18 protein-coding genes and 2 pseudogenes are annotated in these 23,544 nt (G+C 69.5%); 14 read left to right on the top strand and 6 right to left on the bottom strand.

What is annotated here, in order from left to right; genetic code table 11:
* Positions 1 to 167: 167 nt before the first annotated feature.
* A complete protein-coding gene (locus AB0H62_RS28310; protein ID WP_220240668.1) occupies positions 168 to 1,619 on the top strand; it encodes an amidase in 1,452 nt (483 codons plus the stop codon).
* Positions 1,620 to 1,686: 67 nt separating this feature from the next.
* On the opposite strand, the gene AB0H62_RS28305 is transcribed toward AB0H62_RS28310, so the two are convergent.
* Together AB0H62_RS28305 and AB0H62_RS28300 are read right to left on the bottom strand one after the other, a co-directional pair.
* Complete coding sequence (locus AB0H62_RS28305) at positions 1,687 to 5,994, bottom strand: GH92 family glycosyl hydrolase (RefSeq protein ID WP_360589237.1); 4,308 nt, start codon at positions 5,992 to 5,994, stop codon at positions 1,687 to 1,689.
* Positions 5,995 to 6,169: 175 nt separating this feature from the next.
* Positions 6,170 to 6,571, bottom strand: coding sequence for a hypothetical protein (locus tag AB0H62_RS28300; RefSeq protein WP_220240670.1), 402 nt, complete (start codon positions 6,569 to 6,571; stop codon positions 6,170 to 6,172).
* Positions 6,572 to 6,708: 137 nt separating this feature from the next.
* Here AB0H62_RS28300 and AB0H62_RS28295 point away from each other — a divergent pair, with 137 nt between their 5' ends.
* From AB0H62_RS28295 to AB0H62_RS28285, 3 genes and pseudogenes are all read left to right on the top strand, one after another.
* Positions 6,709 to 7,380 carry a class I SAM-dependent methyltransferase gene (locus AB0H62_RS28295; protein WP_220240671.1) on the top strand — a complete coding sequence of 224 codons (672 nt, stop codon included), beginning with the start codon at positions 6,709 to 6,711 and terminating at the stop codon, positions 7,378 to 7,380.
* 1 nt (position 7,381) lies between these two features.
* The gene (locus tag AB0H62_RS28290; RefSeq protein ID WP_360589235.1) at positions 7,382 to 7,720 is read left to right on the top strand and encodes a hypothetical protein; all 339 of its coding nucleotides are present in this window, start codon (positions 7,382 to 7,384) and stop codon (positions 7,718 to 7,720) included.
* Positions 7,721 to 8,023: 303 nt separating this feature from the next.
* Positions 8,024 to 8,252 (top strand): annotated as a pseudogene (locus AB0H62_RS28285) (Tn3 family transposase); the annotation flags it as partial.
* A gap of 178 nt (positions 8,253 to 8,430) precedes the next feature.
* Here AB0H62_RS28285 and AB0H62_RS28280 read toward each other — a convergent pair.
* Positions 8,431 to 8,994: a TetR/AcrR family transcriptional regulator gene (locus AB0H62_RS28280; protein WP_220240673.1), complete on the bottom strand. Its 564-nt coding sequence runs from the start codon at positions 8,992 to 8,994 to the stop codon at positions 8,431 to 8,433.
* Between the two features lie 197 nt (positions 8,995 to 9,191).
* Here AB0H62_RS28280 and AB0H62_RS28275 point away from each other — a divergent pair, with 197 nt between their 5' ends.
* On the top strand, positions 9,192 to 10,595 hold the full coding sequence (locus AB0H62_RS28275; RefSeq protein WP_360589232.1) for an MFS transporter: 1,404 nt from the start codon (positions 9,192 to 9,194) through the stop codon (positions 10,593 to 10,595).
* Between the two features lie 320 nt (positions 10,596 to 10,915).
* Here the strand turns inward: AB0H62_RS28275 and AB0H62_RS28270 are convergent, their stop codons facing one another.
* A complete protein-coding gene (locus AB0H62_RS28270; protein WP_360589230.1) occupies positions 10,916 to 11,863 on the bottom strand; it encodes a LysR family transcriptional regulator in 948 nt (315 codons plus the stop codon).
* A gap of 132 nt (positions 11,864 to 11,995) precedes the next feature.
* Here AB0H62_RS28270 and AB0H62_RS28265 point away from each other — a divergent pair, with 132 nt between their 5' ends.
* The 5 genes and pseudogenes from AB0H62_RS28265 to AB0H62_RS28245 all read left to right on the top strand — a co-directional run bounded on the left by AB0H62_RS28265 (position 11,996) and on the right by AB0H62_RS28245 (position 15,569).
* Positions 11,996 to 13,273: an MFS transporter gene (locus tag AB0H62_RS28265; RefSeq protein ID WP_360589228.1), complete on the top strand. Its 1,278-nt coding sequence runs from the start codon at positions 11,996 to 11,998 to the stop codon at positions 13,271 to 13,273.
* Positions 13,270 to 14,601: pseudogene (locus AB0H62_RS28260) on the top strand (ISL3 family transposase). Before AB0H62_RS28265 ends, AB0H62_RS28260 begins: the two are co-directional and overlap by 4 nt.
* A 42-nt stretch (positions 14,602 to 14,643) precedes the next feature.
* Positions 14,644 to 14,796 (top strand): hypothetical protein, encoded by a 153-nt coding sequence (locus tag AB0H62_RS28255; RefSeq protein WP_360589226.1) that lies wholly within the window; start codon positions 14,644 to 14,646, stop codon positions 14,794 to 14,796.
* A gap of 9 nt (positions 14,797 to 14,805) precedes the next feature.
* A complete protein-coding gene (locus tag AB0H62_RS28250; RefSeq protein ID WP_360589504.1) occupies positions 14,806 to 15,387 on the top strand; it encodes a recombinase family protein in 582 nt (193 codons plus the stop codon).
* Positions 15,384 to 15,569 carry a hypothetical protein gene (locus tag AB0H62_RS28245; RefSeq protein ID WP_360589224.1) on the top strand — a complete coding sequence of 62 codons (186 nt, stop codon included), beginning with the start codon at positions 15,384 to 15,386 and terminating at the stop codon, positions 15,567 to 15,569. Before AB0H62_RS28250 ends, AB0H62_RS28245 begins: the two co-directional genes overlap by 4 nt.
* 126 nt (positions 15,570 to 15,695) lie before the next feature.
* Here AB0H62_RS28245 and AB0H62_RS28240 read toward each other — a convergent pair whose 3' ends face one another.
* Together AB0H62_RS28240 and AB0H62_RS28235 are read right to left on the bottom strand one after the other, a co-directional pair.
* A complete protein-coding gene (locus AB0H62_RS28240; RefSeq protein WP_360589222.1) occupies positions 15,696 to 16,994 on the bottom strand; it encodes a M20/M25/M40 family metallo-hydrolase in 1,299 nt (432 codons plus the stop codon).
* Positions 16,987 to 17,814: a M55 family metallopeptidase gene (locus AB0H62_RS28235; protein ID WP_220240678.1), complete on the bottom strand. Its 828-nt coding sequence runs from the start codon at positions 17,812 to 17,814 to the stop codon at positions 16,987 to 16,989. The genes AB0H62_RS28240 and AB0H62_RS28235 overlap by 8 nt, the downstream gene beginning before the upstream one ends.
* A 238-nt stretch (positions 17,815 to 18,052) precedes the next feature.
* Between AB0H62_RS28235 and AB0H62_RS28230 the strand changes: the two genes are divergently transcribed.
* Genes AB0H62_RS28230 through AB0H62_RS28215 form a run of 4 tightly spaced genes read left to right on the top strand, consistent with a single transcriptional unit; the run spans position 18,053 to position 23,416 of the window.
* Positions 18,053 to 19,819: an ABC transporter substrate-binding protein gene (locus AB0H62_RS28230; protein ID WP_255638847.1), complete on the top strand. Its 1,767-nt coding sequence runs from the start codon at positions 18,053 to 18,055 to the stop codon at positions 19,817 to 19,819.
* A 5-nt stretch (positions 19,820 to 19,824) separates the two neighbouring features.
* The gene (locus AB0H62_RS28225; RefSeq protein ID WP_220240680.1) at positions 19,825 to 20,856 is read left to right on the top strand and encodes an ABC transporter permease; all 1,032 of its coding nucleotides are present in this window, start codon (positions 19,825 to 19,827) and stop codon (positions 20,854 to 20,856) included.
* Positions 20,853 to 21,767 (top strand): ABC transporter permease, encoded by a 915-nt coding sequence (locus tag AB0H62_RS28220; protein ID WP_220240681.1) that lies wholly within the window; start codon positions 20,853 to 20,855, stop codon positions 21,765 to 21,767. The genes AB0H62_RS28225 and AB0H62_RS28220 overlap by 4 nt, the downstream gene beginning before the upstream one ends.
* The gene (locus AB0H62_RS28215) at positions 21,764 to 23,416 is read left to right on the top strand and encodes an ABC transporter ATP-binding protein (RefSeq protein WP_360589219.1); all 1,653 of its coding nucleotides are present in this window, start codon (positions 21,764 to 21,766) and stop codon (positions 23,414 to 23,416) included. The genes AB0H62_RS28220 and AB0H62_RS28215 overlap by 4 nt, the downstream gene beginning before the upstream one ends.
* Positions 23,417 to 23,544 lie beyond the last annotated feature (128 nt).

The raw sequence follows: 23,544 nt of genomic DNA, 5'->3' as shown, positions 1-23,544 counted from the left end.
GGCGAATTGCCGGTAGGGATTCGAATTGACATTGTCGCCATTGTGTGGCGAGCCGATTTCGCCCTCTCAGGCCACGAAATTCCTTTTCCGGCAACGGGATGGATGTCTCAACACTCATCGCGTCCTTTTCCGGGCGTGGACTTTTATTGCGGCTAGGGTCGGATTTCATGGAATGGAGTTTTCACTCGGCCGAACAGCTCGCCACGGCCTTGCGGGCCGGTGAGGTGACCTCGGTGGAACTGACTGACGAGGCGATCTCCCGGATCGAACGGGACGACCCGGCGATCAACGCGATCTGCGTGCCGGACTTCGACCGGGCACGGGCCGCCGCGCACTGCGCCGACCAGGCACGCGCCCGCGGCGAGGACCGGCCCCTGCTCGGCATCCCGGTGACGGTCAAGGAGTCCTACGACATCGCCGGATTGCCCACGACGTGGGGCCTGCCGCCGCACCGCGACCACGTGCCGGCCGAGGACGCGGTGCAGGTGTCGCGGCTCAAGGCCGCCGGCGCGGTGGTGCTCGGAAAAACCAACGTGCCCTTGGGTCTGCAGGACATCCAGAGCTTCAACGAGATCTACGGCACCACCGACAATCCGTGGGATCACGATCGCACGCCGGGCGGCTCCTCCGGCGGATCAGCGGCGGCCCTGGCCTCCGGATTCGGCGCATTGTCCATCGGCTCCGACCTCGCCGGTTCGCTGCGCACCCCCGCGCATTTCTGCGGCATCTACGCGCACAAGCCGACACTCGGGCTGGCGGCCACCCGCGGCATGGTCGCGCCGCCGGCACCACCATTGCCGGTCGACCTCGACCTCGCCGTCGTCGGTCCGATGGCTCGCACCGCCCGCGACCTGGCGCTCCTGCTTGACGTCATGGCCGGACCGGACCCGTTGACGCTCGGCAAGGCGCACCACGTGACGCTGCCGCCCGCACGCCACGAGAAGCTGTCCGACTTCCGCGTCCTGGTCCTCGACGACCATCCGCTCATCCCGACCGGGTCCGCCGTGCGGGCGGGCGTGAACCGGGTGGCCGACGCGCTCGTCGACGGCGGTGCCCGCGTCCACCGGCGCAGTCCGCTGCTGCCTGACCTGGCCGAAGCGGCGACGCTGTACATGCAGTTGCTGATTTCGGGCTCCGTCGCGCGGTTTCCCCTCGACGGATACGAGCAGTTGCAGGCCCGCGCCGCCGGGCTGAGCCCGGACGACCGGAGTCTCGACGCCGTGCGGCTGCGCGCCATGGTGTTCAGCCACCGCGACTGGCTCGAGGCGAACAACCGTCGCGAACTCCACCGCCACGCGTGGCGGCAGCTGTTCGCCGAGTTCGACGCCGTGGTGTGCCCGATCACGCCCACCCCCGCGTTCCCGCACGACCACGACCCCAACCCACTGGAACGGCGCCTCGACATCGACGGCGTCGAGTACCCGTACTTCGACCAGCTCGTCTGGGCCGGTCTCGCCACCATGCCCGGTCTGCCCGCCACGGCCATCCCGGCGGGCCGCTCCCCGGAGGGCCTGCCGGTGGGAGTGCAGCTCATCGGCCCGATGTTCGAGGACCGCACCCCACTGCAGCTGGCAGATCTGCTCGAACGCGAGATCGGCGGCTTCCAGGCACCGAAGTAGCGAACCCCCGGACACAGGTGTGGCCCCGCAGGAAACCCTGCGGGGCCACACCTGTCACCTCGGCCGGCTACAGCTTCGCGCACTGCCCCGCGGCCGGGCCGCGGACGGTGTTGGCGAGGTCGTGGTCGGTCGGGGCGGGCGTGTTGCCCGTGCAGGCCAGCGGCCCGCCCACGGTGCTGCCGGCCAGCACCGGCCCGTGGTTGCCCGTGAAGGTCGCCGGGCCGCCGATGTCGGTCAGCTCGACCGAGACGGCCCCGGTCGTGCCCGTGATCGCCACCGGACCCGACACCTTCGTGCGGTTCAGCACCACCTGGCCCGCACCCGTCGCCGCGAGTGGTCCCGCGATCGAGCCACCGCGCACGACCAGCGACGCACCGGCGGACACGGTCACCGGACCGGACACCGTCGCGCCCTCGAGGCACACGGTGCCGCTCGACACCGCCAACGGACCCTTCTGCACACCCGTCAGCGTCTTCGTGCACGACGCGTCCGGCCGGCCCAGCAGCTCGAACTCCGCCAGCGAAGCCGGACCGCCGCTGCTGTCGGTCACGGTGAGCCGGTAGTAGGCGTAGTGCGCCGGGTTGGCCACCGCGAACGCCCGCGTCTGCTGCCGCCACGGGAACGTCTGACCGGTCTGCTGGTCGGCGACCGCCCACGTCTTCCCGTCGTAGGAACCCTCGAGCTGCCAGCTCTTCGGATCACCCGCGCCCTTCGGCGAGGTCAGCGTGTAGTGCGTGACCGCCTCGTCCGTCGAGTTCAGCTGGTAGGTCACCGCGCCGGTCACCTTCGCCTCGGTGCGCGACGAGTTGTCGATCAGCGCCACCGCGTTCGAACCGTCCGAAGTGGACAGCGTGCCCTTGCCGGCGCCCGTCTCGTCGTGCAGCGGCGTCGGCACCGCGTCGCCCGTGGTGATCGACTTCGGCGCGTCGTTGGCACCCGTGCCCCAGGCCGAGGGGTTCGGGCCCATGTCGAAGTCGAGCGTCGCCCCGTGCGAGAGCACGTCCTGCGGCAGCGACGTCGACGTCCAGGCCTTGCCGTTGATCTTCAGGCCCTGCACGTAGACGTTCTTCGCCGAGTTCTTCGGCGCGTTGATCACCACGTCACCACCCGGCAGGTGCAGCGTCGCTTTGGTGAACAGCGGCGACCCGATCGCGTAGTTCGGGCTGCCCATCTGCAACGGGTAGAAACCCAGCGCGCCGAACACGTACCACGCGGACATCTCGCCGTTGTCCTCGTCGCCCGCGTAACCCTGGCCCAGCTCGCTGCCCGAGTACAGCCGCGAGAGCGCCTCACGTACCTTGGCCTGCGTCTTCGACGGCTGGCCCGCGTAGTCGTACATGTAGAGCAGGTGGTGCGAAGGCTGGTTGGAGTGGCCGTACTGGCCCATCCGGACGTCCCGCGCCTCCCTCATCTCGTGGATCGCGCCGCCGTAGGTGCCCGGGAAGGTCGCGGTCTCCTGGTCGGCGAAGAACTGGTCCAGCTTCTGCGCCAGCTTGTCCTTGCCGCCGTAGAGGTTCGCCAGCCCCTGCCCGTCCTGCGGCACGGTGAACGCCATGTTCCAGCCGTCGGTCTCCGTGTAGTCCCCGCCCCACACCCGCGGGTCGTACTGGTCGGCCGTCTTCGTGAACTTGCCGCTGGCGTCCTTGCCCTGGAAGAACCCGATGCTCGGGTCGAACAGGTTCACGTACTGCTGCGCGCGGCTGGTGAAGTACTGGTAGTTCTCCAGGTACTCCGCCTTGCGCGGGTCACTCGCCGGCGCCTCGTCGTAGAGCTTCTTCGACAGGTTCGCGATGCCGAAGTCGTTGACGTAGCCCTCGATCGCCCACGAGAAGCCCTCACCCGTGGTGTTCGGCGTGTAGCCGAGGAAGATCGACTGGTCCAGGCCCTTGCGGCCCACTGCCGAGTTCGGCGGGGTCACCGTGGCGTTCTTCAGCGCCGCGTCGTAAGCCGACTTCACGTCGAAGTTCGTCACGCCCTTGAGATAGGCGTCGGCGAACGCGACGTCGGAGCTCGTGCCCGTCATCAGGTCCGCGTAACCGGGGGAGGACCAGCGCGCGATCCAGCCCGAGTCGCGGTACTGCTGCACGAACCCGTCGACCATCTTCCCGGCCATGTCCGGCGTGAGCAGCGAATACGCCGGCCACGTGGTGCGGTAGGTGTCCCAGAACCCGTTGTTGACGTAGATCTGGCCGTCCACGATCTTCGACCCGGTCTGCGTCGCGGTGTCCGCGCCCGTCTTGGCCGCCACCGGGCTGGCGTACTTGTAGGCCGGGGCCTGCGGCGTGCCGGTGTTCTCGAACGCCTCGTTCGGGTACAGGAACAGCCGGTAGAGGTTCGAGTACAGCGTCTCCAGCTGGTCCTTCGACGCGCCCTGCACCTCGATCACGCCCAGCTGCTTGTCCCACGCCTGCTGCGCGGCGTCGCGCACGGAGTCGAACGTGGCCGTCGGGGCGAGCTCCTGCTCGAGGTTCTTCTTCGCCTGCTCCACGCTGATCAGCGACGTCGCGATCCGCATCGTCACCGTCTTGTCCGCGCCCGCGGCGAACCGCAGGTAGCCCGTGACGTTGTCGCGGCCCTGGCCGGTCAGCTTCGCCCCGGCGGTCACCGGCTTGTCGAAGCTCGCGTAGACGAACATCCGCCCCGCACCCGCGGACAGCCCGCTCTTCGCGTCCGAGTACCCGGTCAGCGTGCCCGTGGCCGGGTCGAGCGTGAGCCCGCCGGAGTTGTTCACGTTGTCGAAGATCAGGCTCGAGTCGTTGCCCGGGAAGGAGAATCGCATGACCGCCGCGTGGTCGGTCGGCGCGATCTCCGTCTTGATCCCGTTGTCGAACGTCACGCCGTAGTAGTGCGCCCGCGCGACCTCGTTGTCGTGGGAGAACGCCAGCGCCCGCGCGTCGCGGTTCGCGTCCGGCACCCCGGCCGCGGCCGACGGCATGACCTGGAAACTCTGCCGGTCACCCATCCACGGGCTCGGCTCGTGGCTCGCCGAGAACGCCTGCAGCTGCGGCCGGTTGTCCGCGTTGTTCTGCGTCGAGTAGTTGTACAGCCAGCTGTCCGAACCCGCGTCCGTCACCGGCGTCCAGAAGTTGAACCCGTGCGGCACCGCCGTGGCCGGGAAGTTGTTGCCCCGCGAGAACGTGCCGTTGGCCATCGTGCCGCGCGTGGTCAGCACGTTGTCACTCGGGCGCTGGCTCGCCGGCGGCGTCGGGGTCGCCGAGATCTTCACGTCGTCGAGCCAGCCCTGGAACGCGCCCGGCCCGTTCGGGTTGTCATAGCCCACGAGGATCCGGTCGATCGTCTTGCCCGCCGCGACCGTGCCGACCGCCGAACGCACCAGGTTCCACTGGTTCGCGTACAACACCTTGCTCGCACCCTGGCCCGACGGCGTGAGCGGGAACCCGTACTGGTCCGTCGCACCCAGCCCCGACAGGTACGTCCCGTCGGTGAACGCCAGGTCGATCGCGACGTTCGTGCTCGGGTACTTCAGGTCGTTGCCCGTCAACTGCGGCTGCACCTTGTAGGACAGCTCGGTGGTCGGGACCACCGGCAGGTTCACGTCGAACACCTTGTTGTAGGAGTAACCGTGCCCGGCCGCGGTCTGCGTGCCGGCGTAGCGGAACGCCTTCTTGCCCGTGAAGCCCACGCGGTTCTTGTTCGTGTACCCGCTGGTGGGCCCGGAGTCGACGAAGCTGCGCATGTTCGGCAACGGCGGCGGCGCAGCGTCGTCGTTGGCCAGCAGCAGCTCCGACATCTGCAGGATGTCGTCACCGTGGTTGCGCGTCACGTCGAGGCGGTAGTAGCGGTAGGCCGCGCTCGGCGCCGCCAGCTTGTACTGGTGCTCCTGGAACCGGGCGTCGAACGACTGACCCGACTGCTTGTCCAGGTCCGTCCACTGCTGCGCGTCGTTCGACCCCTGCAGCGCCCAGTCCTGCGGATCACGGCCGGGGAAGTCGTTGGCCGAGCTGAGCGCGTAGTGCGTGATCGCCACCGGCTCCGACAACGTCAGCTGAGTCCACGCCGTGGGCTCCCACGAAAGCCACTTCGTGTCCGTCGTGCCGTCGACCAGATTCGCCGAGACCTCACCACCGTCGGTGTTCTCGCTGCTCGCGCTCGTCTCGGTCACCTTGCCCCGGATGTCACCCGGGATCGTGGCACCGTTCGCGCCGTTGACCCCCGACGTCCGCGGCTGCCCCGCGGCATCGGTGTCAACGGTGTCCTGCCACGTCGGCTGCGGATCGGACGGCTCGAACGAGGACGAGAAATCCGGCGGAGGGGCGTCCGCCTCGGCGGTCGAGGTCGCCGGCACGGCGACCAGTCCGGCCGCCGCCACGACCGCGACCAGCGCGGCGCGGACGGATCTGACGCTTCGGGGCATCGTTGCTCCCAGCTTGTCGGGGCGGGTCGGGCGCGCCCGCGCAGGAACCCTCCCGGCGGCGGCGCTACGGAAGGGAAACCCGTGTGTGACATCGATGTCAAGATCCGGTGGGCAAACCTGACCGGAAACGGACAACGCCGGACGTACCCGCTGGCGCATCCGGTCGCCGGACGCATCAGAACCCGCGGAACACCCCGTCCTCGTCCGCCGCCGACGTGAACTCCTCCCAATCCATGTTGGCCAGCGAGATGTTGTTCTCGATCGAGTACAGGTGCTCCGCGACCACCCGCAGCCGCCCGCTCACGCGCGGGCTCACCCGGACCACCAGCAACGGCAGCTCCGCCGACGCGAGCGCCGTCCGGTCCGCCAGCACCAGCAGCGCCCACTCCGGCGCCAGCGCGACCAACTGGTCCGCGGTCGCGTCGCGGTACGCCGGGTCGTCGACCACGTGCAGGTCCGGCAGGAAATCCTCTTCGATCGGGGTCGTCACGGCGGTGCGGACCGCGTCCCAACCCGCCGGATCGGCGAAGTCCGTGCGGATCAGCAGGCTGGTCTGGAGGTCGGGCAGTCGGTTCATGGCGATCAGTGAACCGCAGCCGCACAGTCGGGCCTTCACCGGATTCGCGCCGGATTCACACCAGGGAGCCTTGCGCGGCCGGGTGGCGCATCCGGAAATCCCGCACACCGGATGGCCGCCGCCGGTATAAGGGGAAGATGCCCCCTGAAGCCATCGACCAGGCGGCGGCCGATGACGCCGCGCGCCGCCGCGCCGAGACCGCGCTGGCCTCCGGCGACCCGACGGGATGGTTCGAACCCCTCTACGCCGCGGCCGAAGCGGGGCAGGCCGTCGTGCCGTGGTACCGCGGCGAACCGGGTCCCGAACTCGCGGCCTGGGCGGCGGCGAACCCCGGCCAGGGCCGCAGCGCGCTCGTCGTCGGGTGCGGCATGGGCGACGACGCGGAACTGCTCGCCGAGGCCGGCTACGCGACCTCGGCGTTCGACGTCTCGCCCAGCGCGATCAAGGCCGTGCTGAACCGCTTCCCCGACACGCGCGTCTCCTACCGCACCGCCGACCTGCTCGACCCGCCCGCCGAATGGCACCACGCCTTCGACGTCGTCGTCGAGATCCTCACCGTGCAGTCCATGCCGAAGTCCGTGCGCGACGCGGCGATCGCCTCCGTGGCCGGCTTCCTCGCCCCCGGCGGCACGCTCGTCGTCGGCGCGTTCGCCGAGGAGAGCATCGACCTCGCGACCTGGTCCGGACCACCCTGGCCGCTCAACCGCGCCGAGCTCGACTCCTTCGCCCGCGACGGCGTCCAAGCCACCACCGTCGACCGCGTCCGCGACGGCAGCCGCTGGTGGGCCCAGTTCACCCGGACGGCCTGACGTGAACCCGATCCTCGAACGCTGGTTCACCGAGCACCTCCCGGACCTGCCGCCGACCGACGTGCTCACCGCGCTGCTCATGGCCGCCCAGCTCGGCCACGCGGCCCCCGACGACGTGCTCGACGCCTGGGGCCGCGAAGTCGTCACCAGCCGCCGGATCGTCGACCAGTCCGAACCCGAGTTCATCAACCAGGCCCGCCGGCGCGGCTGGTCCTGGGAACGCATCGCCGAACGCCTAGGGCTCCCGAGCGCCGAAGCCGCGGAACAGCGCCAAGCCGCGCTCGAAGCGGAACTCGACCGCACGCACCCGCAGAACCTGCCGGGCGCCTGGCGCGCCTAGCGCTACGGACGGCCACCGCGCACGAACAGTCTCCGTAGGTCGGGGCGGCACTAAAACGTGCCCGCGCTATTCCGGCGGTTCCCCGGCCTGCGCACGACCGTGCCGATGGACGACGGCCTCGGGGAACATCGGTACAGCGGTTAACGCTAAACCGGTGATCACGGCTTCTAGCGCAGGTAGCGGGTGCTGCTGCCCGGGGTGTCGGTGCTGGCCCGGCAGGTGTCGGAGGCCCGCGCGGTCGCCGAGCACCTGCTGCGCGTGGTCGACCCCGTGGACGACACCTACCGGAGGCAGATGAACCGGCAGCTGACCGTGCAGGAGTCCCGCCACAAACTGGCCCGGGACGTGTGCCACGGCAAGCGCGGCACCATCCACCAGGCGTACCGGGACGGCATGGAGGACCAGCTCGGCGCGCTCGGCTTGGTCCTCAACGCCATCGTGCTGTGGACGACGAAGTACATCGACGCGGTCGGTGCCCAGCTGAAGGCCGGGCCACGAGATTCGCGAGGAGGACATCGCCGGGCTCTCCCCGCTCAAGCACCGCAGGAGGCGGATGGTTAGCCGGCGGGTACCAGAGCTGCGTCGCATTGCTCGACGGCCGAGGCCGCACCACACAGGACGTACGTCTGCGCCGCCTCGGCTTGCCGCACGCAGGCGCGGCCGGCAGTTCTCGTCGTACTCCTTGACTTCGCTGCCAGAGCCGGGCTTCGTCATGCCGTCGTCCGGTGCAGGCCGTCGAGGATGGTCTCGAAGAGGGGGCGTAGGTAGTCGGGGGTTTCATTAACCTTGGCGGTGGCGACGATCAAGTCGAAGACCTGCTCCAGCGTGAGGTCGTCGCGGATCTGCCCGGCTTCCTGGGCAGCGGCCAGCAGGGGACGGCCCGCCTCTATGGCGCGGGCGCGGTGGCTGGTGATGCCGTCCCGGTCGGTGTGCTCCAGCAGCTCGGAGATGATGAGCCGCTTGTGCGGTATGAATGCGATCTGCAGGCGCAGCCAGGCGATGAGGGCTGACGCGGGGGTCTGGCCGGGCTCGATCGTGGCCGCAGCGCAGATCTGGTCGACTTCGTCGGCGTAGAGCGCTTCGAGGAGTTCCTGCCGGCCGGGGAAGTTGCGGTACAGGGTGGCCATACCGACTCCGGCGCGGCGGGCGATCTCCGCCATGGAGATGTCGGGGGCAGGGTCGGCGAATGCCTCTCGGGCCGCGTCGAGGATCTTGTCGCGATTGCGCTCTGCGGCTGCGCGCCGCTTCGGGAACGCTGCCTTGCCTGCCTCCATGAACTCCTCCACGCGTGCTCAGGCGCGCCCACTGGTCAAGGCCCGCACTTCTCAAGTGGACAGCCTATCCGGTATCGCTCTATCTTTGACGGACAGGCTATCCGGAAACTTCGAGGAGCACAGCCATGCCCAGCCGATCACACCTCTCCCCAAGCGCCGGCGCATCCGCGCCGTCAGAGACAGACCCCTCACACGGGGTGGCCAAGCGCGGTGTCGGACTCGCGGCCGTCGCGGCCGTCGCATGCGTGGCGCAGTTCATGGTGGTGCTGGACTCCTCCATCGTGAACGTGGCCCTGCCGAGCATGAAGTCGGGCCTGGGCCTGTCGCCCTCTGCCCAGCAGTGGGTGGTCAACGGCTACCTGGTCGCCTTCGGCGGTCTGCTGCTGTTCGCTGCGCGCGCCAGCGACCTGTTCGGGCGCCGCCGCGTCTTTCAGGTCGGACTGGTCGTTTTCTCGCTGGCGTCCCTGGCCGGCGGGCTGGCGCAGGACGGCTGGATGCTGCTGGCGGCCCGGTTGGTGCAAGGAGCTGGGGCGGCGGCGCTGGCACCGTCCAGCCTCAGCCTGATCACCGCCAGTCACACCGAGCCCTCCCAGCGCACCCGGGCCATGACGTGGTGGGGTGTTGCCGCCTCCAGTGCCGGGGCCGCGGGCATCGTCGTCGGTGGGCTGCTGGCGTCGGTGAGCTGGCGGTGGGTGATGCTGGTCAACGTGCCGATCGGCATCGGCCTGTTGATCGCCAGCCTGATGTGCCTGGCACCGACCGAGACCGGACAGCGGCGCTCTCGTATCGATCTTCCCGGCGCGATCACCGTGACACTGTCGGCCGCGGCACTCGTCTACGGCGTCTCGGCCGCACCCGACGCGGGCTGGGGATCGGCCCGCGTGGTCGTCTCCCTGGTGGCCGGCGTGCTCCTGCTCGCGGCGTTCGTGGCCATCGAACGCCGCAGCAGTGACCCGCTGATCCCGCTAGGGATCTTCTCCCTCGCCAACGTGCGCATGGGCAACGTCCTTACGCTGTGCATGGGCGCCGTCATCACCGCGCCGCTGTTCTTCCTCTCGCTGTATCTGCAGCAGGTCCTGGGCCAGAGCGCCGTGCGCACCGGACTGTCCCTCCTGCCGATGGTCGCGGTCATCAGCATCGGAGTTCTGCTGTCCCAGAAGCTGATCCCCATCGTTGGCGCGCGCCGCCTGGTGGTGATCGGCGGCATCATCGTCGCCGCAGGACTGACCTGGGTGGGGCAGCTGCCCGTCCACTCCGACTACGTCGCCCACGTGCTGCTGCCCACCGTGGTCGTCGGTGCGGGCACCAGCCTGACGATGATGCCTGCGATCGTCGCATCGACCAGCGGCATCGACCCGCGTAACGCCGGCGTCGCCTCCGGGCTGATCAACATGTGCCGCCAGCTCGGCGCCGCCCTCGGCCTGGCCGTCCTGGTCACCATCTCCACCACCGTCACCAGCCATAGCACCAGCAGCGGCAACACGGCCGTCGTGGACGGCTACCGCATCGCCTTCTACGCCCTCGCCGTCCTCGGCCTCGTCACCGCCGCCCTGGCCCTGCGGCTCAAGCCCGCCCAGGACACCGCAGCCGACGCCGACTGAGCCGGACCGCCACCCGATTGAGCCGGTCCCCCCAGACCAAGCAGGGTCACGCCTGAACTGTCCGCTCACACCAGAAGGAAGCGCAGCGGTTAGCGGTAAGGACAACCTTGCCCTGCCTGTCGTCAAACGATTGTTTGACGACAGGCAGTCGGCGCGTCCAATGAACCCGTGCAATCCGGGGGTTCGAGGCGGCGCGAATCCAATCAGATCCGATGGTGATTGCTGACAGGGTTTGACGGCTCATCACAGATGAGGGTGGACTGGGAACTTTGACACGGCGACGGCGTCGCAGCTGCTCACCAAAGTTGCAGCAGCTTTAACTAGTGGCCGTGGCGCGCCCAGGACGGGCGCCATCTGTCGCTGCCTTGTCGGCCGGCGAAGTCGGCTTCGAGGAAGGCGAGCAGCTCGGCCAGATCGGGCTGCCGGTTGTCGGTACGCCAGATGACCCAAAGCGGGAAGACCGGTGTGGGGTCGACGATCGGGATGCGTCGAAGGTCGTAGTGCGCGGGCCAGAGATAGCGGGAGCCTTCGCCGACGAGGTTCGCGAGTGTCGCCGACTCGGCGATCTCGGTCATCAGCACCTCGGCCCCGAACGCAGGGCCCAGGAGGTCGATGGTGATCCCGAAAGTGGCGGCGAGCTCGGCGTAGTAGGCCGCGACTTCGTCCCCGCTGGGCAGCCCCGGCATCCAGATCGGGTGATCGGCGAGCTGGCGTGGGGTCACAGACGGAGCATCTGCAAGCGGGTGCTTCGGGCCGACCAGCAGCTCGTGGCGGTCCTCGATGACCAGGGCGCTGGAGAGTCCCGTGCCTGAGAGTTGCCTCTTCGGGTCGGTCAGGCCGCGGAAGGTGGCGTCGACGGTGCCGCTCGCGACCGCCGCGAGCGCCGCCTCGAGGTTGAGGTCGGCCAATGCGACGACGTTCAGGTCGAGCCCGCGGCGTTGCTGATAGAAGGCATGAAGGAGGGTGGCCGGTGCCGTCCGCCGGTTCCGTACGTCGACTCGGAGCGCTCGGCGTCCGGGCATCACCGATGCGATAGCGCGATCCTCGGCCTGGAGCAGCTCGCGGGCGTGCGGCAGGAACGCCTGGCCGTCGACCGTCAGCGTGGCGCCGCGAGGCCCGCGGGCGAAGAGAACCACGCCGAGCTCGCGCTCGAGGGCACCGATGCGCTTCGAGACAGCCTGCTGAGTGACGCCCAGCTCGTCGGCCGCGCTCTGGAACTGTCCTTCCGAAGCGACCTGGAGGAAGGTCCGCACCGCGTCGAGATCCACACACTCACCCTAGTGACACAACGGGGAGTTGTGGCGCGCCGCCAGATCGGTTGTTACCTCCCGCTTCGCCACTGGGGATTGCATATCCCGAGCAGTACGGACGGTTGTGGATACACGAGATGGAGGAACGACGTGGCACGCAGGAAGCTCGGGCGGCAGTTCGGATGGCTGTGGGCCGCGTACGCGGTCAGTGCCTACGGCTCCGGTCTCGGGTTCGGCGCCTTCGGCCTGATCGCCATCAGCGTCCTGCACTCCAGCCCCGCCAGCGTTTCCGCGCTCTCGTCGGCAAGCCTCATCGTCGGTGCCCTCGTCGCTATCCCGACCGGGCCCTGGATCGAAACCCGACGCAAGCGGCCCGTCATGATCACGATGGACCTGCTGCGCTTCGCCGCGATGGCGACCATTCCGCTGGCCTACTGGCTCGGCTGGCTGACCTACGTGCAGCTGTTGCTCGTCGCAATCGTGGTTGCCGCTGCCAAGATCGGGTTCGCCACCGCCAGCGGCGCCTACCTGAAGTCGGTCGTGGCCCGCGACGACCTCCTGGCGGCCAACAGCCGCTTCGAATCCACATGGTGGAGCTCGATCGCGATTGGCCCGCCGCTGGGCGGCGCCGCGATCGGGCTGTTCGGCTACACCACTACCGTTGTCGCCGACGGCCTGAGCTACCTGCTCTCAGCGCTCGGCATCACCGCCATCGGCGGCCGCGAGCCGACTCCCATGAAGGATGCGGCGCAGAAGGTCACCCTGCGGGATCTGCCGGACAGTTGGCGGTACCTGCTCAGCCACCCGCAGCTGCGTCCAGTATTCCTGAACCGCCTCGCCGTAGGCGGCCTCATCATGGCGCAGGAACCGCTGGTCGCGGTGCTCATGCTGCGTGACCTCCACTTCGCGCCGTGGCAGTACGGACTCGCCTTCGCCGTACCGTGCATCGGCGGATTCGTCGGCTCGCGCCTTGCCGGTCCAACAGTCGCCAAGTACGGCGAGCACAAGGTCATGTGGCTCGCGGCCATCGGCGCGGTCCTATGGCCGATTGGACTGGCGTTCATTCCCACCGGCATCGCCGGACTGCTGCTGGTCATGGTCATCGAGTTCGGTGTCATCATGCCGATGAGCCTGTTCAACCCGGTGGTCGCGACCTTTCGGCTCAAGCACATCGAGCACGAGCGACTCTCACGGACGCTGTCGGCGTGGCAGATCAGCAGCAGCCTCGCTACGGCCTTCCTCACGCTCGCGTGGGGCGCCCTGGCAGCGCTGACGTCGACGAGGATCGCGATCGGGTTGGCCGGCCTTGTGCTGCTTGCCACGCCGCTGCTCCTGCTCCGGGCTGCGACATCGCGCGACAGCGCCCCTGCGCGCACCGGGGCACCTGGCGAGCGCCAAACGAGGCCGCTCATCACTGAGGAGATGTGACCGCCCGCCATACGGCGGCGGGTTTCGCGTGCCCTGACCTGACCACGTTCTGCCGACTCGACGAGCTCGGTCTCGAAGCCATAGGACAGCGTCTCGAGTTAGACCGCGCGGTGATCACGTGCCGGGTCGTCAAGTCCGATCAGTGGTGCCGTCGCTGCGGCGGTGAAGGCGTCCCGCGTGACAGTGTCGTCCGTCGGTTGGCGCACGAACCGCGGGGCTGGCGCGCGACCATGCTGGAGATCATCGTGCGTCGCTACAGATGCACCGACTGCAAGCACGTCTGGCGTCAGGACACCACGCTGGCGGCCGAGCCGCGAGCGAAGTTGTCGCGCCGCGGGCTGCGGTGGGCGCTGGAAGCGATCGTGGTCCAGTACCTGACCGTCGCCCGGGTCGCCGAAGGCCTCGGGGTCGCGTGGAACTCCGCCAACGACGCCGTCCTGGCCGAAGGCAAGCGGCTGCTGATCGATGACGAGCGCCGGTTCGACGGCGTCACCGCGATCGGGATTGATGAGCACGTATGGCGTCACACCCGCCGTGGCGACAAGTACGTCACGGTGATCATCGACCTCACCGGGATCCGTGACGGCACCGGACCTGCACGGCTGCTCGACATGGTCGAGGGCCGCTCCAAGCAGGCGTTCAAAACCTGGCTCTCCCAGCGCCCCGAGGCATGGCGCGACGCCGTGGAGGTCGTTGCGATGGACGGGTTCACCGGCTTCAAGACCGCCACTACCGAGGAGCTTCCCGACGCAGTCGCGGTGAGGGACCCCTTCCATGTGATCCGCCTGGCGGGCGACGCGCTCGACCGCTGCCGTCGCCGCATCCAGCTCGCCGTCCACGGCCACCGCGGAATGAAGAACGACCCGCTCTACTCCGCCCGACGCACCCTGCACACCGGTGCCGACCTGCTCACCGACAAGCAGAAGGACCGACTTGCCGCGCTGTTCGCCGACGACGCCCACATCGAGGTCGAGGTCACCTGAGGCATCTACCAGCGCATGATCGCCGCCTACCGCGAGCCTGACCGCGCCAAGGGCCGCGAACCGATGGTCAAGCTCATCGAGTCGATCACCAGCGGCGTGCCGCAGGCGCTCACCGAGATCGTCACCCTAGGCCGGACCCTGAAGAGGCGCGCCACCGATGTGCTGGCCTACTTCGACCGGCCAGGAACGAGCAACGGCCCGACGGAGGCGATCAACGGCCGGCTTGAGCACCTGCGCGGCCCCGCGCTCGGGTTCCGCAACCTCACCCACTACATCGCCAGGAGCCTGCTCGAGACCGGCGGCTTCAAGCCGCACCTACACCTCGACTGTGAAGAGCCGGTTTGACGACAGGTGGGGTCCGATCCTCCGTACGGAAGGGGCCCCCGAGTGGCGAACCTGGTCTACAAGCGGGTCTCGACCGACCAGCAGTCGACCGCCCGGCAGAACCTCGTCCTGGACGAGGCCGGGATCGAGGACCCGGTCGTCTTCGAGGAGGACCCGGGGACCTCCAGCCGCCTCCACCCGCTCCAGCGCGCGTAGTTCCGCGAGCTGCTGAACTACGCGCGGCCAGGCGACACCGTGCACATCTCCGAGATGCTTCGCCTCGTACGCGGCACCGGCCACATCCTCGACGTGCTCGACGTCCTCCACCGCGACCAGGTCGCCCTGCGCATCCACGACGGCGCGTTCTCCGCGACGGACCTCACCGCCCGTCATCCGCGCACCGGCGAGCTGCTGTCCACCGTGAAGTTCATGGTGCAGACCCTCGCGGCCGCCGGCGAACTCCAGCGTGACCTCCAGCGCGAGCTGACCTACGACGGACTGCGCGCCGCCGAGGCCAAGGGCAGCAAGGGCGGTCGCCGCCCCGCCGTGGCGGACGCAAAGACCGCCGACGTGCGCGTCGCGTACCTGGAAGGCCGGTCCATCGCCGCCCTCGCCCGCGACCACGGCGTCAGCCGCGGCGCGATCCGTACGGCCGTCGCCGACCTCCTGCCCGACCACGCCGCCCTCGAGGAGGACCCCCGGCGCCGGAGCTGCCGGTCACCCTCGACACGCCGGGCAAAGTCGCCGACTTCCTCCGCGCCTCCGAACTGGACCCCGCCGAGCGGGATGCGCTCGACCAGGGGGTGAACGTACGACGTGGCCAGGGCTACACCCTGCGCGTCAGCGCGGTCCCCGCCGTGCACCTCGGACTCCTCGCCCGCTGCCAGCCGCTCGACGGCGGCCACGGCGTTCCCGCGGTCCCGGCCCAGCGCAAGGCCCGCCGCGAGTATGAGAATCGCGTCAGCGCGCTCACACCGGCCGGACCATGATCACCGGCTTAGCGTTAACCGCTGTACCGATGTTCCCCGATGGACGAGGTCGCCTTCCGCGACCACGCGATCGTCCACAACCCGCTTCGCCTGCCGGTCACCAGAACCTCCGCGGAACAAGGGCGCCTAACAGGACTCCAGGAACCGCTTCAGCACCCGCGTCCCGAACCGGAGCCCGTCGACCGGCACGCGTTCGTCGACGCCGTGCGCCATCGCGCGGTACGGGAACCCCTCGGGCAGCGACAGGGGAGCGAAGCCGTAACACGCCATGCCCAGTTTGGAGAACGCCTTCGCGTCGGTGCCGCCGCCCATGCAGTACGGCACCACCACGGCGTCGGGATCCTCGCCGCGCAGTGCGGCGGCCATGGCGTCGAACCACGGCGAGTCGACCGGCGCCTGCACGGGCGGCTGGTGCGCCACGAACTCCCGCGTCACCCCGGGACCCAGCAGCGAGTCGAGGACCTCGAACAGTTCGTCCTCCGCGTCCGGCAGCACCCGCACGTCCACCTGGGCCGTCGCGGTCGACGGGATCACGTTCACCTTGTAGCCGGCGGACAGCATCGTCGGCGTGGTGCTGTTGCGGACCGTCGGCAGCACCAGCGAACCCGCCGGACCGAGCCGCGCCACCGTCGCGTCCACCGCGTCACCCGAAGAAAGGTCCACGGGCACGCCCAAAGCCGTACCGGCGCGGTCCAGGAACGCCCGCACGGTCGGGGTCAGCCGCACCGGCCAGCGATGCCCGGCGATCCGGTGCAACGCGTCGGCGAGCATGGTCACGGCGTTCTCGTCGTTGGGGCGCGAACCGTGCCCGGCCCGGCCGCGCGCGGTCAGCTTGATGTGCGCGGTGCCGCGCTCAGCCGTCCCGACCGGGTACAGCCGCACGGTGCGCCCGTCGGCCGCCGGCACGTGGTAGCTGTAGCCACCCGACTCGCTGATCGCCGCGACGCAGTCCTCGAACAGCTCCGGGTGCCGCTCGACCAGCCAATGCGCCCCGAAGTCGCCCTTGTCCTCCTCGTCCGCCACGAACGCCAGCACCAGATCCCGGCGTGGCCGCAGCCCCGACGCGACGGCGGACAGCACCATCGCGCAGAAGTCCTTCATGTCCACCGCGCCTCGGCCCCACAGGAACCCGTCGCTCACCTCACCGGAAAACGGCGCCACCGACCAGTCCGCCGCGTCCGCCGGCACCACGTCCAGATGCCCCTGCACCAGCAGCGCCGGCAACGCCGGATCGGCACCCGGGATCCGCGCGATCACGTTCGCCCGTCGCGGCGCCGACTCCACGATCTTCGCCGAAACCCCGTGCCGCCCCAGGAATTCGGCGACGTATTCCGCCGCCTCCCGCTCGCCCTCGGAGTCCCCGCCACCGCGGTTGGTGGTGTCGAACCGGATCAAGTCCGCGCAGAGCTCGACGACGTCAGCCATAGATACCCTGCACCGCCCCCGCCGCGATGGCCGTGACCACCTTGAACGCCTTCATCGCCTCGGTCATGCTCGGCGCGTCGAACCCCACGCGGCGCGTGCCGATCTGCTCCACCGTCGGGATCACCGCCGTCGCCTGCGCCAGGTGGCTCGCGTCGAACTCCACCTCGATCCGGTGCCGCCCCGGCAACCGCTCCACCCGCCCGGCCCGCACGCACGAGTCCAGCGCCGCCGTCCTCAGCAGCTCCGCGGTGCGCACCGGCGGCAGGCAGATCGCCGCGTACCGGCTCACGCATTCCTTCACCGGCACCAGCTCCGCCTCGGGAGCGTAGTCACGGGCGTCTTCGCACGCCTGGTCGTCACCGCTGACCAGCAGCACCGGCACGCCGTACTCCGCGGCCAGCGCCGCGTTGAGCCGGCCCTCGCTCGCGGGCACGTCGTCCAGCCACACCCCGGTGATCTGGTTCTCCAGGTAGGTGTGCGACAGCACGCCGTCGAACCCCGCGCCCGCGTGGTAACCGAGGAACACCACACCGTCCACACCGGAATCGATGCCCTGCATCATCGACAACGGCTTGTGGCGCCCCGTGAGCATCCGCGCCCGCGGATCCAGCTCCTCCAGCAACAGGTTCCGCTGCGACGAATGCGCCTCGTTCACGAGGACGTCGGACGCACCGGCATCGAACAACCCCGCCAGCACCGCGTTGACGTCACCGGTGAACAACCGCCGGAACCGCTGCCAGGGCTCGGTGCCGGGCACGACGTCGTCGGTCCACGTGACGCCCGTGGCGCCTTCCATGTCCGCCGAGACCATGATCCGCATGCGGGCACTCTAGTCATCCTACGTCCGGCCCGCGGCGGAACACCCGAGGTCACCCACGGTGACCCCGCTTCGCACATAACGATCGGACCCGCACAGTTGTCGGAACATATTGCGCCCTTCCCTCGGTATGTGGTTACTTTTCGAATCTGGGGCTAGACGATGGGGTGGTCTTCAAGTGCGGATCAAGCACGTTCGGCGCGGGGTGAACCGCGTCATCGCGGTTCTGGCCGCGGGAACCATGGCGATTTTGCCGCTGGCGGGCACCGCCGCGGCGCAGCAGCCGGCGCAGCCGAAAGTGCTGCGGGTGGCGCTCACGACCGGGATCGATCACCTGAACCCGTTCACGGCGTCGCTCGCGGCGTCGACGCAGGTCGGCCGGTTCATCTACGAGTTCCTCACCATCCCGAGCGCGGACAAGGCCGAAGCCTCGCCCGCGCTCGCGGAGTCGTGGACGACCTCGCCCGACAAGCTCACCTGGACGTTCAAGATCCGCCAGGGCGTGAAGTGGTCCGACGGGCAGCCTGTCACGGCCAAGGATGCGGCGTTCACCTTCCAGCGCATGCTCGACGACGAGACCGCGCGCACCGCGAACGGCAACTACGTCGCCAACTTCCAGAGCGTCGCCGCGCCGGACGACACGACGCTGGTGATCAAGACGAAGGCCGTGCAGGCCACCATGGACCTGCTCGACGTGCCGATCGTGCCCGAGCACATCTGGGCGCCGATCAAGGACCTCAACGACCCGAAGACCGACGACCTGTCCGTGGTCGGCGTGAGCGACGGCCCGTACCAACTCACCGAGTACAAGCAGAACGAGTACGTGAAGTTCAAGGCCAACACGTCCTACTGGCGCGGCGCGCCCAAGGTCGACGAGCTGCAGCTGCTCGTGTTCAAGGACGTCGAGGCCGCCGTCAACGCCCTCAAGCAGGGCGAGGTCGACGTGATCAACCGGCTCACCCCGACCCAGTTCGACGCCCTCGCGGGCCAGCCGAACATCGCCACCAACAAGGCACCCGGGCGCCGCTACAACGAGATCAACATCAACTTCGGCGTCGAAGACGTGAACAACAAGCCCATCGGCAACGGCAACCCCGTGCTGAAGGACCTCCGCCTGCGACAGGCCATCGCCCAGAGCATCGACACCAAGACCATCGTGGACAAGGTCATGGGGGGCTACGGCCAGCTCGGCGGAGGCGTCATCCCGCCGATCTACTCCGCCTACCACTGGGATCCCGCACCGACTGAGGCCCGCAAGTTCGACCTCGCCGCCGCCAACGCGGCGCTGGACCAGGCCGGCTACACCAAGGGCCCGGACGGCGTCCGGATCGCCCCGGGTGGCGCGCGCCTCGAGCTGCGCCTCACCGGCCACGCCAACCGCGCGTTCGACCAGCGCACCGCGCAGTACGTCACGGGCTGGCTGCAGCAGATCGGCATCTCGGTCAAGCAGGAGCTCGTCTCCGACGAAGAGCTCAACGACCGCACCACCGCCGGCAACTACGACCTCGTGATCTCCGGCTACGCCACCAACCCCGACCCGGACTACGCGCTCGCGCTGCACACCTGCGCCTCGCGGCCCAACGCCGAGGGCAAGGGCGCCACCACCGACACCTTCTTCTGCGACCCGACCTACGACGGGTTCTACAAGCAGCAGCTCACCGACACCGACCCGGCCACCCGCGCCGGCTACGTCAAGCAGGCCCAGGCGCGCCTCTACAGCCAGGCCGTGAACGTCGTCCTCGACTACGACAACGCGCTCGAGGCCTACCGCTCCGACAAGTTCTCCGGCTTCCAGACCCAGCCGCAGCCCCAGGGCTCGATCCTGGAGCAGACCGGCTACTGGGGCGTCTACGGCGCCGTCCCCGCCGGCACGGAGAACACCGCCGCCGAGAGCGGCGGCTCGAACACCGTGCTGTGGATCGTGCTCGGCGCGGTCGTGGTCGTGGTGCTCGTCGGCGGCGGCGTCCTGCTCGGCCGGCGCGGCAAAGCCGCGGACGACCGGGAGTAATCCTCTTGACGCAGGCATTTTCCCCTTCGGACCCGGCTTCGCTGCTCGTCGACCCCGACGAGCAGCGAAGCGGCACCGGGACCCTCCGCTTCGTCCTGACCAAGGTCGCCGAAGCCGTCGCTAGCATCCTGCTCGTGATCGTGCTGGGCTTCCTGCTGTTCCGGCTCCTGCCGGGCGACCCGGTGGCGTTCATGGTCCGCGAACGCCCCACCGACCCCGCCCAGATCGCCGAACTGCGCGACCGCCTCGGCATCGACAAGCCCATGCTCACGCAGTTCTGGGACTACTTCACCGGCCTGTTCCGCGGCGACTTCGGCGAGTCCTACATCGAACGCCGGCCCGTGCTCGACATGATCGGCGAACGCCTCTGGCCCACCGTGCTGCTCGTCGGCAGCGCCACCGTGCTGGCCGTCGCGATCGGCTTGTGGCTCGGCATCCGCGCCGCGTGGAAGCGAAACAGCTTCTTCGACCGCGCCCAGACCGGCATCGCCCTGACGTTGTGGTCGGTCCCGCAATTCTGGCTCGGCCTGATCCTGCTCGTCGCCACCGGCGGCCTGTTCCCCAGCCGCGGCATGCACTCACCCGACGCGGCACCCGGCTTCCTCCCGCAGACGCTCGACGTGCTGCACCACCTGATCCTGCCGTGCGTGACCCTGCTAGTGGTCTTCTACGCGCAGTACATGCTGGTGATGCGCTCGTCGTTGCTGGGGGAGATGAACGCCGACTACCTCACCACCGCCCGCGCCAAAGGCCTGCGCGAGGACCTCGTGCGCCGCCGCCACGCCGTGCCCAACGCGCTGCTGCCCACCGTGACGCTGGTGTTCATGCAGTTCGGCATGGTCGTCTCCGGCGCCGTCACCGTCGAGGCCGTGTTCTCCTGGCCCGGTCTCGGGCAGCTCACCTACGACGCGATCCACGGGCCCGACCTCCCGGTGCTGCAAGGCGTGCTCGTCGTGCTGGCGAGCGCCGTGGTCCTGATGAACCTGTTCGCGGAACTGCTCTACCGCGTACTCGACCCGAGGGTGCGCACCGCATGACCACCTCCGCCCCGACCGAGACCTCGCGCGCCATCACCTGGCGCCGGCGGCGCGCGGCGGTCGCGCGCACTTGGCGCGACTTCGCCACCCAGAAGGGTGCGCTGATCGGTTTCTGCCTGCTCGCCGTGACCGTCGTCGTCGCGATCCTGCTACCCCTGATCAGCGACTCCGACGGTCTCGACGTCACCAAGGCCACCGGCCGTCCCCTCAGCCCACCGGACGGGCAGTTCTGGCTCGGCACCGACATCGACGGCCGCTCCGTGCTGCTCATGACGATCTGGGGCACCCGGCTCTCGCTGCTCGTCGGATTCTCCGCCACCGTGCTGAGCGTGCTGATCGGTGCGATCGTCGGCATCGCCGCCGCGCACTTCGGCGGCTGGTTCTCGGCGATCCTGCTGCGATTCACCGACTTCTTCCTCGTGCTGCCCTCGCTGATCCTCGCGATCGCGCTCTCGGCGGTGCTGCCGCAGAGCCCGCGCACGATCATCCTCGCCATCGGCCTCACCGCCTGGCCCAGCACCGCCCGGCTCGTACGCGCCCAGACCCTCACCATCGAGAGCCGCCCCTACATCGAGCGCGCCCGTGCTCTCGGCGGCGGCCACCTCCACGTCATCGGCCGGCACGTGCTGCCCGGCGTGCTGCCGCTCGTGCTCGCCAACACCACCCTGGTCGTCGGCAACGCCGTGATCGCCGACGCGACCCTGGCGTTCCTCGGCGTCGGCGACCCGAACGCCATCTCCTGGGGCGCGATGCTCCAGACCGCCCTCTCCACCGGGGCCGTCACCCGCGGAGCCTGGTGGAACCTGCTACCGCCGGGCATCGCGATCGTGCTCGTCGTGCTGTTTTTCACCCTGGTCGGGCGCGGGCTGGAGACGGTGCTGAACCCGAGGCTCAAAGGACAACACCAGTGACCGCCCTGCTCGAACTCAAGAACCTCGGCGTCACCTACCGCACCGGCGGCGGCGACATCCCCGCCGTCCGCGGCGTCGACCTGCGTCTCGAAGCGGGCGGCACGCTCGGCGTGGCGGGGGAGTCCGGCTCGGGCAAGTCCACCGTCGCCATGAGTGTCCTGCGGCTGCTCCCGCGCAGCGCCAACGTGACCGGTGAAATCCTGCTCGACGGCGAAGACGTGAGCACCATGCGCTGGGGCCGGTTGCGCACCGTGCGCTGGGCCGAGGCGTCGGTGGTGTTCCAGGGCGCCATGCACGCGCTCAACCCCGTGCGCCGCGTCGGCGAGCAGATCGCCGAACCCCTGCGCCTGCACCCACCCGAGACCGGCGCGCTCAGCGAGACCCAGGTGAAGGCCCGCGTCGCCGAGCTGCTCGAACAGGTGGACCTGCCGACCTCGCGCGCCGGCGCCTACCCGCACGAGCTGTCCGGCGGGCAGAAGCAGCGCGTGATGATCGCGATGGCCCTGGCCTGCTCACCCCGCCTGGTGATCGCCGACGAGCCGACCACCGCGCTCGACGTGATCGTGCAGGCCCAGGTGCTGGCGTTGCTGTCGAAGCTCGTGGCCGAACAGGACATCGGGCTCGTCATGATCAGCCATGACCTGTCCGTGCTCGCTGCCACCTGCGACCGCATCGCCGTGATGTACGACGGGCAGCTCGTCGAAGAACGCCCCAGCGCCGAGCTCATGGCCGACCCGCACCACGAACACAGCCGCGCGCTTGCCGCCGCGTTCCCCACCGTCGGCGACCCCGTGTCCCGCTTCGCCCCGGCCACCAGCACCCCGCTGCCCCCCGAACCCGAACACCGCGCCGGGCCCGACGACACGCCGCCGCTCGAAGCCGAGAACCTCCACGTGAGCTTCCGCGACCGCACCGGCAAGCGCATCCACGCCGTCAACGGCGTCGACCTCACCGTGCGCCGCGACGAGATCGTGGCCTTGGTCGGCCAGTCCGGCTCCGGCAAGACCACGCTCGCGCGCACACTGCTCGGCCTGCAGAAAGCCGACTCCGGCGCGGTCCGCCACGACGGCAAACCCATCCCCGCCGGGGGCGCCGCGCTGCGCGCGTACCGGCGCAAGGTCCAGCTCGTGCTGCAGGACCCCACCAGCGCGCTCAACCCGGCCCACACCGTCTACGAAGCCGTCGCGGAAGGCCCGCGCATCCACGGCCTGCCCGCCGAACGCGAGACCGTGCTCAAGGCCCTGGAGGCGGCGGAGCTGCGGCCCCCGGAGAAGTTCCTCGACCGCCTGCCCCACGAGCTCTCCGGCGGCCAGCGCCAGCGCGTGGTCATCGCCGGTGCCCTCGCGCTCGAACCCGCCGTGCTCGTGGCCGACGAACCCGTCGCCTCGCTCGACGCGTCCGTGCGCGGCGAGATCCTCGCGCTGCTGCTGCGGCTGCGGCGCGAGCTCGGCCTCGCCGGGCTCGTGATCACTCACGACCTGGGCCTGGCCTGGAACATCGCCGACCGCGTCGCCGTGATGTACCGGGGCGAGCTCGTCGAAACGGGCACCGTCGAACAGGTCCTGCTCGACCCCCGGCACGAGTACACGCGCTCCCTGCTCGCCGCCCTGCCCGGCGGCACGGCCCAGCGCGCGACCAGCGGCAGCTGAGCGTTCCGGACAGCTTCCGGAAAAACCGACGTTCACCACCCACGGGCGGAAGATTCACCCGGACCGCACGCCGGCCATCCGAACAGGTGCGCGAAATGGCATCGGAGCGGGAGCCCGTGCGGTGAGGC

Origin of the sequence: Amycolatopsis sp. NPDC050768 (assembly GCF_040654155.1) — a bacterium.
In the GTDB taxonomy this organism is placed as follows: domain Bacteria; phylum Actinomycetota; class Actinomycetes; order Mycobacteriales; family Pseudonocardiaceae; genus Amycolatopsis.
Note: the sequence above shows the minus strand (reverse complement) of the source record. Positions and strands in the feature narration are given on the sequence as shown.

Coding starts and splice junctions, on each gene's coding strand:
- AB0H62_RS28280 (WP_220240673.1), bottom strand. CDS start 8,994: ATGGAGGCAGGCAAGGCAGCGTTCCCGAAGCGGCGCGCAGCCGCAGAG.
- AB0H62_RS28310 (WP_220240668.1), top strand. CDS start 168: ATGGAATGGAGTTTTCACTCGGCCGAACAGCTCGCCACGGCCTTGCGG.
- AB0H62_RS28305 (WP_360589237.1), bottom strand. CDS start 5,994: ATGCCCCGAAGCGTCAGATCCGTCCGCGCCGCGCTGGTCGCGGTCGTG.
- AB0H62_RS28230 (WP_255638847.1), top strand. CDS start 18,053: ATGGCGATTTTGCCGCTGGCGGGCACCGCCGCGGCGCAGCAGCCGGCG.
- AB0H62_RS28235 (WP_220240678.1), bottom strand. CDS start 17,814: ATGCGGATCATGGTCTCGGCGGACATGGAAGGCGCCACGGGCGTCACG.
- AB0H62_RS28220 (WP_220240681.1), top strand. CDS start 20,853: ATGACCACCTCCGCCCCGACCGAGACCTCGCGCGCCATCACCTGGCGC.
- AB0H62_RS28295 (WP_220240671.1), top strand. CDS start 6,709: ATGCCCCCTGAAGCCATCGACCAGGCGGCGGCCGATGACGCCGCGCGC.
- AB0H62_RS28300 (WP_220240670.1), bottom strand. CDS start 6,571: ATGAACCGACTGCCCGACCTCCAGACCAGCCTGCTGATCCGCACGGAC.
- AB0H62_RS28240 (WP_360589222.1), bottom strand. CDS start 16,994: ATGGCTGACGTCGTCGAGCTCTGCGCGGACTTGATCCGGTTCGACACC.